The 16,248-nt window shown below is 55.6% G+C and carries 13 protein-coding genes; 2 read left to right on the top strand and 11 right to left on the bottom strand.

Annotated features, from left to right (window positions below):
- Positions 1–4 precede the first annotated feature (4 nt).
- From WC612_02145 to WC612_02120, 6 genes are all read right to left on the bottom strand, one after another.
- Positions 5–7,363, bottom strand: a complete 7,359-nt coding sequence (locus WC612_02145) for a tail fiber domain-containing protein (protein ID MFA6279580.1) — start codon at positions 7,361–7,363, stop codon at positions 5–7.
- Positions 7,364–7,654: 291 nt separating this feature from the next.
- Positions 7,655–8,020, bottom strand: coding sequence for a histidine triad nucleotide-binding protein (locus WC612_02140; protein ID MFA6279579.1), 366 nt, complete (start codon positions 8,018–8,020; stop codon positions 7,655–7,657).
- Between the two features lie 27 nt (positions 8,021–8,047).
- A complete protein-coding gene (locus WC612_02135) occupies positions 8,048–8,641 on the bottom strand; it encodes a hypothetical protein (protein MFA6279578.1) in 594 nt (197 codons plus the stop codon).
- Entirely contained in the window at positions 8,641–9,171 is a 531-nt protein-coding gene (locus WC612_02130) for a Smr/MutS family protein (GenBank protein ID MFA6279577.1), read from the bottom strand. Before WC612_02130 ends, WC612_02135 begins: the two co-directional genes overlap by 1 nt.
- A complete protein-coding gene (locus WC612_02125) occupies positions 9,168–10,235 on the bottom strand; it encodes a murein transglycosylase A (GenBank protein ID MFA6279576.1) in 1,068 nt (355 codons plus the stop codon). The genes WC612_02130 and WC612_02125 overlap by 4 nt, the downstream gene beginning before the upstream one ends.
- On the bottom strand, positions 10,232–10,906 hold the full coding sequence (locus WC612_02120; protein ID MFA6279575.1) for a Tim44/TimA family putative adaptor protein: 675 nt from the start codon (positions 10,904–10,906) through the stop codon (positions 10,232–10,234). Before WC612_02120 ends, WC612_02125 begins: the two co-directional genes overlap by 4 nt.
- A 125-nt stretch (positions 10,907–11,031) precedes the next feature.
- Here WC612_02120 and secB point away from each other — a divergent pair, with 125 nt between their 5' ends.
- Positions 11,032–11,499 (top strand): protein-export chaperone SecB, encoded by a 468-nt coding sequence (secB, locus tag WC612_02115; GenBank protein MFA6279574.1) that lies wholly within the window; start codon positions 11,032–11,034, stop codon positions 11,497–11,499.
- Here secB and WC612_02110 read toward each other — a convergent pair.
- The 4 genes from WC612_02110 to rsmI all read right to left on the bottom strand — a co-directional run bounded on the left by WC612_02110 (position 11,496) and on the right by rsmI (position 14,235).
- Positions 11,496–11,807: a hypothetical protein gene (locus WC612_02110; protein MFA6279573.1), complete on the bottom strand. Its 312-nt coding sequence runs from the start codon at positions 11,805–11,807 to the stop codon at positions 11,496–11,498. The two genes, secB and WC612_02110, sit on opposite strands and share 4 nt — an antisense overlap.
- Positions 11,808–12,029: 222 nt before the next feature.
- Complete coding sequence (locus tag WC612_02105; protein MFA6279572.1) at positions 12,030–12,197, bottom strand: hypothetical protein; 168 nt, start codon at positions 12,195–12,197, stop codon at positions 12,030–12,032.
- A 223-nt stretch (positions 12,198–12,420) separates the two neighbouring features.
- The gene (gene rpsD, locus WC612_02100; GenBank protein MFA6279571.1) at positions 12,421–13,035 is read right to left on the bottom strand and encodes a 30S ribosomal protein S4; all 615 of its coding nucleotides are present in this window, start codon (positions 13,033–13,035) and stop codon (positions 12,421–12,423) included.
- A 231-nt stretch (positions 13,036–13,266) separates the two neighbouring features.
- Positions 13,267–14,235 (bottom strand): 16S rRNA (cytidine(1402)-2'-O)-methyltransferase, encoded by a 969-nt coding sequence (rsmI, locus tag WC612_02095; GenBank protein MFA6279570.1) that lies wholly within the window; start codon positions 14,233–14,235, stop codon positions 13,267–13,269.
- On the opposite strand from rsmI, the gene WC612_02090 reads away from it, so the two are divergent.
- Positions 14,229–15,416 carry a penicillin-binding protein activator gene (locus WC612_02090; GenBank protein MFA6279569.1) on the top strand — a complete coding sequence of 396 codons (1,188 nt, stop codon included), beginning with the start codon at positions 14,229–14,231 and terminating at the stop codon, positions 15,414–15,416. The genes rsmI and WC612_02090 overlap by 7 nt on opposite strands.
- A gap of 59 nt (positions 15,417–15,475) precedes the next feature.
- On the opposite strand, the gene WC612_02085 is transcribed toward WC612_02090, so the two are convergent.
- The gene (locus tag WC612_02085; protein ID MFA6279568.1) at positions 15,476–16,180 is read right to left on the bottom strand and encodes a hypothetical protein; all 705 of its coding nucleotides are present in this window, start codon (positions 16,178–16,180) and stop codon (positions 15,476–15,478) included.
- Positions 16,181–16,248 lie beyond the last annotated feature (68 nt).

The following is a 16,248-nucleotide window of genomic DNA, read 5'->3' as shown; positions in this document are numbered from 1 at the left end:
GGTATTACGCCACGCGTTTCCGTTGGCGGAGCAACGCCACGCCGCACGCGCCAAGGCCAAAGATAAGCAGCAACCCAACCGCGCCACCGATCTTGATGGTGAGGAGCAAAAGGGCGCGGGTGTCGTCATCCCGCGTGTTGTCTTGTGCCGCGCCCACGCCAACATCTTTTTCTTCCCCTGACTGCTGAAGGCTAAAGGCTGAATGCTTCTCGTTCCTCAGCGACTTATTCTCAGCCTCCAGCGCGACCACGCGAGCCTCAAGCGCCGCAACAGCAGTTGCCTGATTGTCGTTGCTGGCCTTCAACTCCTGCATCGCCTTGACCACCACGGCCACCATATTGCCATAGGACAGACCATAGCGACCCTCGCGGCTGACCGAGACGACTTCGGGCACGACCTCGCCCACATCCTGCGCGATAAAGCCAATTTGAGGCTCATGCGTGCCGATCATCTCATAGGCGACAGGCTTCAGCTTCATCAGCGTATCAATGCCATAGGAAACGGTGCGTATATTTTCTTTGATCCGGCGATCCGACGCGTTCGTCCACACGCCCGCTGCCGTCAGATACGCGCCATTGCCGTTGCCTGAGGTCGAGCCGACCTGCAAGGGATAGCTGGCAATCGTCGTCCCTAAATTGATGCCAACAAGCTGCGAGGCCATATCGGCATTGATCACGCCCCCGATGTTGAGGAAGTTGCTCGTCCCTGCCGCCGGCGTGTCCACCGCCGATGACGTGCCGATAAGGATGTTGCTGCTGCCCGTCGTCAGTGTCGTGCTGGCGACACTAGGCCCAATGATGACGTTGCTCGCACCCGACGTTACCACCCCGCCGGCCAGATACCCCAACGCGGTATTGTTATTCGCCGTCGTCATCACGGCCCTTAATGAATCTCGCCCAATCGCGGTGTTATAGCTCCCTGTCAGCCAGTTCGCCGTGGCAGAGTCGGCTACTAAGGCCCCGTATCCTACCGCCGTGTTCGATGACGCGTTGGTGTAAGCGGCGGCATAATACCCCTCGGCCGTGTTATAGCTCCCCGTTGTGTTCCTTAAAAGCGCCGCATACCCATTGGCCGCATTCGAAGAGCCCGTTGTGTTGGAAGCAAGCGCCCAAGAACCATTGGACGTGTTCCAGTTGCCCGTCGTGTTGGCCTGAAGCGCGACAATCCCATTGGCCGTGTTATAGGCCCCCGTTGTATTGTAATAAAGCGCTTTGTGTCCATTGGCCGTGTTATTGTAACCCGTTGTGTTGGAATAAAGAGACGCGTAGCCGTTAGCCGTGTTTTGGTATCCCGCTGTGTTGTTTCGAAGCGCTGCAGACCCATTAGCCGTGTTATTGTAACCCTCTGTGGTCTGCTGCAGCGCCCCCACACCAACCCCCGTGTTGTTCAAGTTCGTCGCGGTTTGCGCTTGCAGCGCATAAAGTCCAACCCCGATAGACGTGTTATCCAGCACAGGCATGCTGATGATCGGGTTTGTTGCCGTCACCGCCGTCATATCCAGTTTTATCGCATTGCCGATGTTGAGGTAGCTGCTGGTGTCTGCCGCTGGAGTCGTGACAGCGACGGACGTACCAATAAGGATGTTGCTACTGCCCGTCGTCAACACTGTTGAGGCAACACTATACCCCAACACCGTATTATTGGAACCACTTGTGATCGAGCCACCCGATACAGAACCATAAGCCGTATTATTGCTACCCGTCATGCTGGAAGCAAGTGAACTGCGCCCATAGGCCGCATTATAGTTGCCCACTGTATTCATAATAAGCGAATAATATCCACTGGCTGTGTTCGCGGCTCCTGTTGAGGTTAAATAAAGTGAATAATACCCACTGGCCGTGTTTTGAGTGCCTGTTGTGGCAGAATAAAGCGCATAATACCCATTGGCCGTGTTAGAGGAGCCCGTTGTGTTACTATAAAGCGCCCCAACACCCACAGCGGCGTTGTATTTATTCGTGGCTGTTTGTGCTTTCAACGCACCCAATCCAACTCCTATCGACGTATTGTCCAGCGCAGGCATGCTGATGATTGGGTTGGTCGCCGTCACCGCCGTCATGTCCAGCTTGATCGCATTACCGATGTTCAGGAAGCTGCTGGTCGCGGCGGCGGGGGTCGTAACCGCCGCCGACGTGCCGATCAGGATGTTGCTGCTGCCCGTCGTCAAAACCGTTGAGGCAACGCTAGGCCCAATGATGACGTTGCTCGCACCCGTCGTCACCACCCCACCCGCCAAATACCCCAGTGCGGTGTTTTTGTTCGCTGTCGTCATCACGGCCTTAAGCGACTCTTGTCCAACCGCGGTGTTGTAACTCCCCGTCAGCCAGTTCGCCATTACGGAATCACCACGCAACGCGAAAGCGCCCATCGCTGTGTTCGAAGATCCGTTGATGTAGAGAGCAGAATAAAGCCCACTGGCCGTATTGCTGGAACCTGTTGTGTTGGAATAAAGAGACCAATATCCACTGGCCGTATTGCCGCTGCCCGTTGTGGTAGAATAAAGAGCCTGATATCCACTGGCCGTATTTTGTGAGCCCAGCGTGTTTAAATATAACGCCCCATACCCATTGGCCGTATTCCAGAGACCAGTTGTGTTAGCCTGAAGCGTATAATACCCATTGGCCGTATTCGAATTGCCCGTTGTGTTGGCCTTCAGCGCACCTGTACCCACTGCCGTGTTATATTTGTTCGTCGCCGTTTGCGCTTGCAGGGCATAAAGGCCAACCCCAATCGACGTATTGTCCAGCACAGGCATGCTGATGATCGGGTTTGTCGCCGTCACCACCGTCATATCCAGCTTAATCGCATTGCCAATGTTGAGGTAGCTGCTGGTCGCGGCGGCGGGGGTGGTAACGGCATTAGAATTACCAATCAAGATATTGCTGCTGCCCGTCGTTAGCGTTGTGCTGGCGACACTAGGCCCAAGGATCAAGTTTGATGCCCCCGTTGTAACCGTCGCCCCAGCATAGTACCCCAAAGCCGTGTTGTTATTCGCCGTCGTCATCACGGCCTTAAGCGCCTGCTGCCCAATCGCTGTGTTGTAACTTCCCGTCAGCCAGTTCGCCGTCGCCGCATCCGCCAGCAAGGCATTGTACCCTATTGCAGTGTTTGAGGATCCGTTGGTGTAAAGGGCGGCGCCGCTTCCCTCGGCCGTATTCCAGCTGCCTGTTGTGTTGGATCGAAGTGCCGAAAGCCCACTGGCCGTATTGCTATTGCCCGTTGTGTTGGCGGAAAGCGCCCCAAAGCCAGCCGCTGTGTTCCAATTGCCCGATGTTGTAGACGCAAGAGCCCCATAGCCATTGGCCGTGTTATTGTAACCCGTTGTGTTGGAATATAGCGCTTTGTGTCCATTGGCCGTGTTACGCATGCCCGTTGTGGTCTGCTGCAGCGCCCCAACCCCTACCGCCGTGTTGTACAAATTCGTCGCGGTTTGGGCTGCTAACGCTCCGGGGCCTGCTGCAAAACTCGTCGTATCGCTGGCGGGCTGGTGCAGCACTTTCGTATTCGCGATATAGTAGCCGTTCGTGATCGCACCCACGTTGATGTTGCCGTTGACGTCGAGGGCTTGAGCGGGGGCGCTCGTCCCAATCCCAACGCTGCCCGTCGCCGTGACTCGCAAGCGTTCTGTTCCCGCCGTGGCGACACTCACCGTTTGCGCCGCATCACTGAACAGACCCGTCGTCACGTCATCACTGCGGCTGGGCGAGGTATGCGTTGCATCCGCCCCAAGGTACATCGTGCTTCCCGCCGTGGCGGAGGTCGCCAGCGAGAACCATGCCGGAGTCGTGCCCTCATAAACCTCGATACTGCGAAGATCCGTGTTGTACCGCACCATGCCCTCAACCCCCACGGGCTGCTGCGCGGTTGTGCCCTTGGGCAGAAGGAGAGAGTCGGTGCGAGACGATAAATCCAAACTCGTCCCGCTCGTCACCGCCGCCGCCCCGATGGCCACGCTCCCAAGGCTCAAATCCCCATAGATCGTGTTCCCGATATTCAGCCAGTTGCTCGTCGCGGCCGCCGGCGTGTCCACCGCTGCCGACGTGCCGATCAAAATGTTGCTGCTGCCCGTCGTCAATGTCGTGCTAGCGACACTAGGCCCAATGATGACGTTGCTCGCGCCCGTCGTCACCACCCCGCCCGCCAGATACCCCAAAGCCGTGTTGTTATTCGCCGTTGTCATCACGGCCTTAAGCGCCTCTTGCCCAATCGCGGTGTTGTAACTTCCCGTCAGCCAGTTCGCCGTCGCCGCATCCGCCAGCAAGGCATTGTACCCTATTGCAGTGTTTGAGGATCCGTTGGTGTAAAGGGCGGCGCCGCTTCCCTCGGCCGTATTGTTAATGCCTGTTGTGTTGGATCGAAGTGCCGAAAGCCCACTGGCCGTATTGCTATTGCCCGTTGTGTTGGCGTAAAGCGCCCCAAAGCCAGCCGCTGTGTTCCAATTGCCCGATGTTGTAGACGAAAGAGCCCCATAGCCATTGGCCGTGTTGGTGTCACCCGTTGTGTTGGAATAAAGAGCCTGATACCCATTGGCCGTATTCCAGCTGCCTGTTGTGTTGGAATAAAGGGCTCTATCCCCCACCGCCACGTTAGCACTGCCCGTTGTGTTGGCGTAAAGCGCCCAAAAACCATTGGCCGTGTTATTGTAACCCGTTGTGTTGGAATATAGCGCTTTGTGTCCATTGGCCGTGTTACGCATGCCCGTTGTGTTGGAATAAAGAGCCTGATACCCATTGGCCGTATTCCAGCTGCCTGTTGTGTTGGAATAAAGGGCTCTATCCCCCACCGCCACGTTATCACTGCCCGTTGTGTTGGCGTAAAGCGCCCAAAAACCATTGGCCGTGTTACGCATGCCCGTTGTGGTCTGCTGCAGCGCCCCAACCCCTACCGCCGTGTTGTACAAATTCGTTGCCGTCTGCGCGGCGAGGGTACTTGCCCCCAAGCCAATTGACGTTGTGTCTGATACGGGCTGGTGCAGCACTTTCGTATTCGCGATATAGTACCCATTCGTAATCGCGCTTACGTTGATGTTGCCCGTCACGTCCAATGCTTGGGCGGGGGCGCTCGTCCCAATCCCGACGCTGCCCGTCGCCGTGACGATAAGGCGCTGCGTTCCGTTCGTGGCGACAGAAACCGTTTGCGCCGCATCACTGAACAGACCCGTCGTCACGTCGCTGGCACGCTGAGGGTTGGTGTGCGTAGCGTCCGTACCCAGCAAAACATTGCCCGTAATCGTGCCAATATAAGTTCCATCGAACGTGCCCGTGAAGTAGCCCAAGAAGCCGCCCGTCGCCGCGACGCTGCCCGCAAAAGTCGCATTGCCCGTGGCGCGGTCGATATTCAGCACCGTGGCCGCCACGCCCGCATCGGTGTAACGCCGGAGCACAAAATCCGATCCCGTGTCGCCCGATCCTGTTTCCGTTTGGTCATCCGCCGCGACGACCCAGCGCTTGGCATTCGTCGATGTCGCGAATTGAAGCTCTCTATACCCATCGCTGGGCCCTGAAATGCGCGTGTTTCCGCCAAAGACATGCAGCTTTTCGGCGGGATCCATCGTGCCGAGGCCAAGGCTCCCCGTGGCCGTTAGAGTCATCTGCGCGGCGCTGGCCGTCGAGAAAATCAAGCTGCCGCCATTAGTGGCCGAGGCAATGATGCTCTCCCCCACGCCATCGGTGATGCGGTCGGTAATGGGGAGAACAAAGCTGCCGTTTGTCACGCGCCCAGCGGAATCCACCTCCACCTGATTATAGGTTCCCGAGGCCACGACGTTGGTCATCTTGCCACTATCAAGGCTATTCGCGCCAATGCGATCAACGCTCAACGCTGTTCCTGGAGACAAGTCGCCGCTGAATAAATTATCCAAAGCGCCGCTGGCCGTACCGGAACTCGTACCGCCATGAGCAATGGGAACCGTGCCCGTGATGTTTGCGCCATCCACGCTGCCCGCCTCGCCCGTAATATCGACGTTCAGCGTGCCCGACGTGCCCGTTAGACCCAGAATACTCCACGCCGTCGCTTGATCGGCGGCGGTAAAGAGAGGGCTGCCGACCGCGCCGCCGCCCAGCGCTGTGCGCCCCGCTGTTGCCGTTGCCGCCATAAAGACGCCTTTGCCAACCGCCGTCGCGCCGAGCGCCGTCTGCGCCGTATCGATATCGGCCGACAAGAACACCGCGTCGCCAATCGCCCCTGCTCCTAACAAAGTGGAGCGTACCGCTGTCGCCGTAGCCGCGACATAAACGCCTGAGCTAAACAAATAATCACCCATCGTCGTCGCGCCCAAAACGCTGCGCCCCGCAGCCGCATCAGCGGCCACAAACAGATCGTTGCCGACCGCGCTCGCCCCCAAAAGCTCTAGCCGCGCTGCGCTGGCGGTATCAGCCACTAGGGCTGTTCCGGCCAACAAATAATGCCCAATGGCTGTCGCGCCCAGTGTGTTGCGTGCGCTTGTCGCCGTCGCCGCCAAGAACAGGGAATCGCCCGTGGTTCCCGACCCCAAATTCGCCCTTGCTGTCACGATATTATTCGCCGCCGTACCGCCGCTGACGATAGGAAGAGGATTTGTCAAATACAGCATGCCAAAAGTCGCCGTGTTGACAATAAGCCCCGTGGCCGTGATGACGCCCAGATCAGAGACGCTGACCTTATTCCCCGTTTGGCCATATTCAACAGCACTGCCTGTATCTTGCCACAAAGCAGCACGCTGAATTGAAGCGCCAACGGTTGACCAGTTTAACTGGTCATCGCCCTTGGCCGTATCGTCGCCGCATTTGGTTTCTAGCGTCGCATTCGCGCCCGCTGCAATGACTTTAATGGCTGGCGCATCGGCGGTTGCTCGTGGATTCTCCCACCGGCAATAAATATAGAAGTGTCCCCACGGATCCAGCTGCTTGATTCCTGCCGCCGCCGCGAAGACGCCTGCCTCATAAGGGCCGCCCGTATCATCGGCAAGAGCATAGCTGATGGGAAGCTTGGCCACATCGCCGCCCGCCACATCGGCAAAAAGAACCAATTTTTCGGGCACGCCCACACAACCCACGCTGACCCCTGCACTGCCCGGAGGACAGAAAACCGTTTGATCCGCGCTGAGGATCGCCGTTGCCGAAAGAGTCGTTACCGCGCCAGAGATATCGCTCTTCGCCGTCGTGGCATTGGTGACATTGATGTTGCTTCGCAAAACTTGACTAATGTTGCTGAACAAAACGCCGCTGGCAACGCCCGCCAGAACCAATAAATAAAGGATAGGCGCGATAGCAAAGCCTTCGCGGCGATGGTTGAGGGGTGATTCGCGGACGCACGCGAACGCTTTGCGCTTTTTCCCAAAGCACAACTCCCCTCTTTTTGTCGGCTCAGGCTTTATGGTTTTCTCCACAAAGCCCCCACAAACAAAGCATCCTTTCGGGACAGAAACGTCAAGCTCAACCCCGCCCTGTATTCAACACACGCATCTAATGTCCGCGCAAGCATGCACGAACGTCAGGTTTCGCCGGAAACCGAGGACGAGTTTGTGTTCCTAATCGTTAAAATTTAGTTCAGATTAGCCCTTCTACTTAACCGAGGCAAAAAAGAAAACAAAACGGGATCCCCGCTTTCGCGGGGATGACAACACAGTGTATAAAGAAACAAAAAACCGTCATTCCCGCGAAAGCGGGAATCCCGTTTTTTATAATGCCTTCGCCATCATCGGGCCGAGCCTACCGCCGCCAAGGATATGGACGTGATAGTGGGGGACTTCCTGCCCCCCGTTCGCGCCACTGTTGGCAATCAGGCGATAGCCGCCCTCCACAACGCCCGTCAGCGCGGCCACTTTGCCAACGGCACGGGAAAAGCCCGCGATCTCCGCCTCGCTTGCATCCGCCGTAAAAGCCGCATGGTTTTCATAAGGGCCCTTGGGGATCACCAGCGCATGAACGGGCGCGGCGGGATGAATGTCATAAAAGGCCAGCGCAAAATCATCCTCATAGATTTTCTTGCACGGAATCTCGCCGCGGAGAATCTTGGCAAAGAGATTGTTGGGGTCATAGGTCATGGGAGACTCCTTTTTGCATGGTTTATCTTACCCGATGGCGCGTGCGGGGGAAAGGGCGCGACGACGGAAGAATAGCATTATGACCATCGATGTTTCCATAACAAGAACCGCCGTAGGATAAAGGCCCGTTGTCCAAGAATAAGGATCAATGGACAATACCCTGAAAATGGAAATACTGACATAAAGGCTAAACGCTTTAAGATTTTCCTCCAGCGGTTTGTGCCACGCTTTTCGGAAGGTTGGCATAAAGCCGAAAAAATCAATGCTTGCCGCCAAGAAAGCCGCCAGCAACGGCTCCTTGGTGAAAAACCAAAAGGGAATGATCGATAGCGCCGATAAAAACATAACCCAATCGGAAAGCGTGATCCTCTTCTCCCCATGCCGTAGGGCTAAAAGGCTAATCACAAAACACCACAAGCTTCCGTTGCCAATGGCCAGCGCCCCCATATAAGCGCCTTCGCTAAAGGCTATCGCCGCGCCAATTCCCATGACCAGCGCCCAAACAAGCCAACTAAACAGGTGCGGTTTTGTTTTTCCCCGCAGAGTATCCCGAATATAAATAGCATTGGTGAAAAACGATATAAAAACAGCCAAAGCAGCGGCGGCAATGGTCTGTTCCATCACGCCCTCTTCCTCAACAGCACATAATAAGCGCCATCGCCTCCATGGTGCTGCGCGGCGGTGCGCACGGCCAGCACCTGCGCGTCAAACGGGGGCACGGCGCACCAGCGCGGCAGGTTTGAGCGAAGCACCGAGGTTCCCAGCGCCCCCTTGCCCGTGATCACAAGGAGCATGCGCTTGCCGCGCTCGCTTTGCGTTTCAACGAAGGCCTTGAACGATTCATAGGCGCCGGCTTCCGTTTGGCCATGAAGGTCCAGTTTGGCTTCAATAAAAACATCGCCAAGGCTCATGTTGCGCTCAATGCGCAAATCAAGAGGCTCTTTGTTCCACACCTTAGGCAAAGACGGAGGCGGCGCGGCGGCTTCCCTTTGGAGGGCGGGTTCTTTTTCCGGCGATTCAAGAGGGGCGGCAGCTTGAGGCAGCGGCACAGCGCTTTTCGTTTGGAGAGGAGCCTCCGGCTCCTTATCCCCCATGCGTTTTACGCCCTTGGCATACAGACCCCAAATATCCTGATCCTCCGCGCTGCTCATGGAGCCTCTGCTCCCTTGGGCAGCAAAAGAAAATACGTCCCGCTTTCTTGCATCGAGCCCGCGCCCTCTGCCGCCGCCTCGCCTGCGCCCCAAAAAAGATCGCCACGCACAGCGCCCTTAATCGCGCCGCCGGTATCCTGTGCCACCACAAGGCGGTGGCGCGCTGGCGTTTCAAGCCACACGGGCGTGCCAAGTGTCACGAAAAAAGGATCGACAGCCAGACTACGCAAAGGCGTCAAAACAACGCCCTGCGCCCCCACCGCGCCGCCGCGGTCAACCTTGCGGAAAAAAACAACGGACGAATTGGCGTTCATTGTTTGTTGCGCTTTGTCGGGATGCGCGGCTAGCCAAGCTCGAATTTTTTGCATCGTGACGGGCTTTTCAATCTCACCCTGCGCGGCCAACACGCGCCCAATCGGCGTATAGCCATGCCCGTTTTGCGCGTCATAGCCCACGCGCACCACGCTGCCATCTTCCATCAGGACTTGGCCTGATCCCTGTATTTCCAAAAAGAACGCATCCACAGGATCGTCCACCCAAAGGAGCGGTTTGGCGCGATGAGCAAGGCTTCCCGCCGCAACATCTTCACGCGCATCATAGGGAACAAAGGCTTTTCCTTGCGCTTTGCCCGTTATCTTTTGCCCCTTAAGCGAATTCTTAAACGCGCCTAGGTCTGCTGTCAGCATATCGTCGGGGCGCGACCAAAGCGGCGTTTGATACGCGCCTTTTTGCGTCCACGCCCCCTTAAGCTGCGCTTCGTAATAGCCTGTAAAAAGCCCCTGCCCCGCGCCATCAAAACGATAGGGCGTAAAATTGTCCTCAAAGAAACGCCGCGCGGCTGCCGCATCTTGAGGAACCGCCCGCGCCGCCGCGCACACGTCACGCCACGTCTCTTTTATTTTCAATACAGCGCAGGATTTTTGAAAAGCGTCCAGCGCTTCGTCCTGCGCGTCCCGATCCCATCCCTGAAGCGCATCATAGGAAACAGGAACAAGTGTAGGCTTTTCGGGAACAACGGCACAGCCCGCCAGAAAAAGAAGAGCCAGACCTAAAAGCCTCTTCATGACCGAGTCTCGATCAGCTGCCAATTGGGATCGGCCGATTTCATGTCGCGGCGAAAGACCCAGATATCGCGCACTTCCTCGGCCTTGCCCACAATCCCGCCCATCACTTGACCGCCCGCATCGCGAAGGACATTGACCTGATGCGTCACGAACTCAACCGTCATCGTTGACAAAGAGCCTTGCGTTTGCGCCCCCACAATATCGACGGCGGCAAAACGCTCGATCCGATTTTCAAGGGATTGCCCTTCGGCCTTCCTTTGACGAATCGCTTCCTCAAACGGGTCGAGCACGGAACGCCCCAAAAACCGTTGCACAGGCGTCATATCGCCCGCTGCAAAAGCGGCCACAATGCGCGAAAAGGCGACACGCGCGCCTTCCAAAAACTTTTTTTCATCAAAGGCGGGGTCAATCGCCTTCACCTGATCAAGCGCCCCCGCCAGCGAGGCCGGCGCATGGCCCGCAGGCGTCAAGGCCGATGGTGGCATGGGACGGGCTTGACCTTCCAGCACGACAGGGCTTTCTTCTGACGGCGGTTTGTCCGCTCTGGCAAAAGGATTGGGGCGGGACGCGCCGCTCCCATCGCCCTCGTCCTTCTGTCCTAGGACAGACCAAAGCCGATAAGCCAAAAAGGCGGTGATAGCCGCATAAATAAGGATGTCTAAAGATTCCATAAGAAGCACTTTACCGCGTCATCCGCCTTTGCGCAACGGGTGCAAGGTGGGGGAGCAAAGGGAATTGTGATTACCGTAAGAGCGTGCTAAGCAAACGCATCATTTTTTTAGAAGGATTCCTTACGATGACAGAACAAGCGACAACCACCGCGCCCGTCCAAGTGGCCATTCATGCGCAATACGTTCGCGATTTCTCTTTCGAAAGCCCTAACGCGCCACAAATCTTTTCCAATGTCCAAGCACAACCCACCGTGGATCTGGGTATTAATGTCCAAACGCGGAAATTGGATCCCCATACCCACGAAGTTCTTTTGATGCTTAAACTGGAAGCCAAGCTGGCCGACAAAACGGCCTTTATTGCCGAGCTAGCCTATGGCGGCGTTTTTGGCATGCCCGCCCTGCCAGAGGAGACGCTTAAACAATTTTTACTGATTGAAGCGCCGCGCCTCCTCTTCCCCTTCGCCCGCGCTGTCGTCGCCGACGCCGTGCGCGATGGGGGCTTTCCGCCCGTCTTGATCAACCCCATCGACTTTGCCGCCCTGTATGACCAGCAGCAGCAAGCGATGCAGGCCCCGCCGCAGGGCAACGCCTAACCCTTATTTAGGTGGGGCAACAGCTGCGACAAAATCTTTGACAGACCTCTGGGGGGCGCTCGCCCCTGCACAGGGGTTTGCGTTTGTTCCGCCGCCGCAATAAAATCGCCCAAAGAAATGTTGCCCTGAAGCGTCGCAGCCACTTTCATAAGAGACTTGCCCGTCAAAGAAACATAATGACGGATATCGCCCAAAAATTCTTCAAGCCAAATGGCCAGCACGCGCCCACCGCCAACAACTTGCGGTTCGACAATTTTAAAAAGCTGCCGAATAGAAAGCGCGTACGGTTGTTTCTTTTCTTTTGTCATAGGGACGGCCCCCTTTAAAAAGTTTTTGTTCTTATCGTCCTTATTATTACCATGAAAAATTTAAAGGGTGATGAATGATAAAACATTGATAAAATTGAATCTAATTCGCCCTCTTTTGCTGAACCCCTTCATTTTATTGCCGAAAACAAAAACGCGCCCCAAGGGGGCGCGTGGCGGGCTCGACAAAAAACAGCGTTTTTTCTTTCAATAAAAGAAAAGAGGCTATTTATCGTTCGTCAACGCATCAAAATGATACGGGAGGTGCTGATGGACGGGGCGCGTGGCATTGCGCTGAATAACAACGGCGCGAACAATATCGCCCTCCCCCAAAAAAGCCGTAAAAGCCTGATCGGGTGCGGTCTTGTTGGTCTTAAAAAGGCGCATAATCATGAAAGCCTCCTCAAAAAATAAAAAGCAGGAGAATCCCCCAACTCTTCCTTAACAAGAGATTAAGGCTTTTTCTCCATGAAAGCAATAAAAAATTATACAAAATCAAAAGGCTGGTGATTCATTGCCTTTTGCTTTCATGGACTTTCCTTATTGGGTAGGGCGAAAAATGAAAAGGGGCGGAAAGCTGCCTTTCCACCCCTTTTTCTCAAAACAAAGGCGCAAATTACCTTGAGTAGTATTCAACCACCAGATTGGGCTCCATCTGCACCGGATAGGGGACTTCGTCCATTTTCGGAATGCGAACGAACGTACCCTTCATTTCCTTGTGATCGACTTGGATATAGTCAGGAACATCACGCTCTGTCAGCGCCACGGCCATCAGAACAGGGGCCATTTGCTTGGCCTTGGCACGAAGCTCAACAACATCGCCTTCTTGGATTTGATAGGATGCGATGTTGACCTTCTTCCCGTTCACAAGAACATGGCCATGGTTCACCAGCTGACGCGCAGCAAAAACGGTGGCCGTAAACTTCATGCGATAAACAACGGCGTCCAAGCGGCGCTCTAGCAACTGGATCAAGTTTTCTCCGTTATCGCCCTTGCGGCGCAGCGCGTCTTTGTAATAACGCAGGAATTGACGTTCGCCGACATTGCCATAATAGCCGCGAAGGCGTTGCTTAGCGTGCAACTGAATGCCGAAATCCGTAGGCTTCGTGCGGCGCTGACCATGCTGGCCGGGGCGATAATCGCGTTTGTTAAGCGGGCTTTTAGCGCGGCCCCAAAGGTTGACGCCAAGGCGGCGGTCGATTTTATGCTTGGATTCAAGACGTTTCGTCATTGTTGGGTCTTTCTTCTTTATCGCGCCAAAAGTGCATCGTAAAAAAAGGCACTGGCTCTTCATTGTCCCGATAGGTCTTGGTCCTTTTGATCAAGACGGGACAGGCCGACGCGTTTTCATAAGGAAAACCGAGACTGTCCACGTTTTCGGGAATGAGGGCTTATAGCGAATCCAAGCCCCCCCTGTCAAATAGCAAGAAAAGGCCAAAAAAGAGGGTCAAAACAGGTCGTTTTAGGCGTCGTTTTCGACCAAATTCAGCGCTTTTTGATAGGTTGCGGTCTTTTTAAGCCCCAGCGCCGCCGCAACCGTGGCCGCCGCATCGCGCACGCTGAGTGTTTTCAGCGCCTCGCGCAAAGCCTGATCGATGTCCTCGTCAGAAAGCGTTTGCTCTTCGCCAGCCTCCACAAGGATGACAACTTCCCCCTTGGGCGGCGCGTCGGCCTCGCCATACCGCGCGGCAAGCTCTGCCAATGGCGCGGTTACGACTTCCTCATGCAGTTTGGTTAGCTCTCGTGCCATCGTGGCCATGCGCGTGCCGGACAAAACGGCCGCCATGTCCGCCAGCGTCGCGGCGAGCCTTTGCGCGGATTCATAAAACACTAAAGTGGCTTTTGTTCGCGAGGCCTCTTGCAAGGCCTGCTGCCGCGCCTTGGTTTTCACGGGCAAAAAGCCGACAAACAAAAAACGATCCGTCGCCAAGCCGCTGCTGGCCAGCGCCGTTAGAACCGCACTCGCGCCCGGCAGAGCGATCACCTCATGCCCCGCCAGCCGACAGGCACGCACCAGACGAAAGCCCGGATCGGAAATAAGTGGCGTCCCCGCATCACTGACAAGCGCAAGCCGTTCGCCTGCGGCAAGCCTTGCCATCACCTCAAGGCTGCGCGAGGCCTCATTATGATCATGGCAGGAAATCAATGGCTTTTTGATTCCGTAATGATGCAACAGGCCGCCCGTCACGCGCGTGTCTTCGCATAAAACCGCATCAACCTGTGAAAGTGTCCAAAGCGCTCGTAAAGAAATGTCACCTAAATGGCCAATCGGCGTCGCCACCACATAAAGGGCAGGGGGCAGGGTTGCTTGTTTACTTGACTCGTTATCTTGGCTACCTTGGATCAATCGTTGTCCCCAAAGAGAGAAATCCGGCCATGCCTTCTTCTTTTTTTCGTTCTCTTTTGTCAAAAAAATGTCTTTCTTTGTCATGGGCTCTTCTTTTGATCCTGATGGCGGGGGGCTGTTCAAGCCTTGGTATCATACAGGATCACAGGAACATCTCAACGCCGGAAACGGCAGCCTTATCCGCACAATCCGCAAAAGACGTCGCCGCTTATAAAAACAACCCTTATTATACCCCTGCCCCCCCTAACGCCATGCCCGTGGGGCAAAGCGTCCTTGCGCAAAAGGTCGCCCTTCTTGTTCCCCTGTCCGGCAAAAGCGCCCCTTTGGGGCAAGCCATGGTGAATGCCGCCCAGCTGACTGTTTTTGAAATGGGATCCAAGGACTTTGAGCTGATGCCCCGCGATACTAAGGGAACGCCAGCTGGCGCTGTGCAGGCCGCGGGGGAGGCGCTTGCCAGCGGCGCGCAACTGATCATCGGGCCTTTGTTCGCAGGCGATGTCGCCGCCGTCAAAAGCGTGATCAAGCCATCGGGCGTCAGCCTTTTGGCCCTTTCAACCGATGTGTCGCTAGCAGAAAACGGAGCCTTTGTTATGGGCTTTGCCCCTGCGCCACAGGTGAAGCGCGTTATTGCCTTTGCTGTCAGCCAAGGCGTTCGCCACTTTGCCGCCGTCGCACCCACGGGGCCCTATGGCAAGCTGGTTATGGATGCCTTTGACGAGGCCGTCAGAGAGTCGGGCGGCGTGATCGTCGCCACGGAAACCCCCGCGACGGTGGCCGCCCTCGCGTCGCATAAAGACGAGATTGAGGCCGTCTTTGTTCCCTTTGGCGGCGCAGCGCTTCGAACGATTGCAGGCCAACTGGCCGGAGCCGGTTTTGAAAAAGGACATGTGCGCCTTATCGGCACGGGTCTGTGGGATGAGCCGCATGTGGCCGAGGGACAGCCCCTGTTGGAAGGCGGCTGGTTCGCCGCACCCGATCCGACAGCGCGTGAAAAGTTTATGACCACCTATCAATCGACCTATGGTCAGCCCGCGCCACGGTTGGCGACCTTGGCGTTTGACGCCACAGCCTTGGCGGTTGTTTTGGCACGTCATGGATTGCGCTACGACAACGCGACGCTCACCTCACCCTCTGGCTTTGCGGGCATCGATGGCGTTTTCCGTTTGATGGAAACGGGTCAGATTGAGCGCGGCCTTGCGGTGATTGAAGTCACGGGGACAGAAACCCGCGTGGCCGATCCCGCCCCGACAGCGTTTACGAGATAGGGTTTAGCCCGTTACGCCCAAAACATTTCAAGAGTTGGTAGGGGCAAAAAGTCACGTTCTTATTTTGCTTCAAAACGACTCATGCCGTTGGACAATGTGGTTTGCTTGAAAGAAATCTGCCCTCTTAGCACCTTAGGTGTTCCTGTAATACAGTTGATACGCCATCCCGAAACATCCATCGTTCCCGATAAAACGGAAGCGCCATCTTTTGCATAAGACAGTTTTGTGTCCTCAACCGTCACCACAGCAGAGGGTCCTTCGACACCATCGTACATCCAATCAAAGGGGAAATAATGATAGGGAACGCCCATCCGACATTGCTTTCCCTTGGATAAGGGGGTCGCCCCTGATGGCTGTGATTGAGATATCTGATTGGCCATGCTGTGAGAAATTCGTTTGTCAGCGGTAAGCTCCATGCCGGCAGCTACACTAAGGGAGAGAATCCCTGCGGCAAGATAGGCACGGCCAAACCCTGCCGTCGGACTCTGTTCCCAATTTGCTGAAGAAGTCGAAGGGAACGGATCATCCGGATCAAGAGCAGACAATAAAGACACTGCAAACGCCCCAAAGGCGTGACACGCAGCCATGGCGGTTAACAACATGGGGTGGTCCATATAAAAAAGGCCAACGGGCAGGGTGATGTATCCCGCCACCGCAGCCATTCTTTGTATGAGAACGGCTCTTTTCTCTTTCTTTTTTTGAAAATCGCTTTCTGTTTTATCTTCTGCCATAGAGCTAACAGGGCAAACATTGTCTTGAATCATGTGTAAGCACTCCTTAAAAATAATAAGAACAACCTGATATGAGCCGCTGGACTGAAACTATGTTTTTT

This window comes from Bdellovibrionales bacterium (genome assembly GCA_041662785.1).
Taxonomy (GTDB): domain Bacteria; phylum Pseudomonadota; class Alphaproteobacteria; order UBA9219; family UBA9219; genus UBA8914.
The sequence above is the reverse complement of the archived record's forward strand: the minus strand, read 5'-3'. Positions and strand labels throughout refer to the sequence as shown.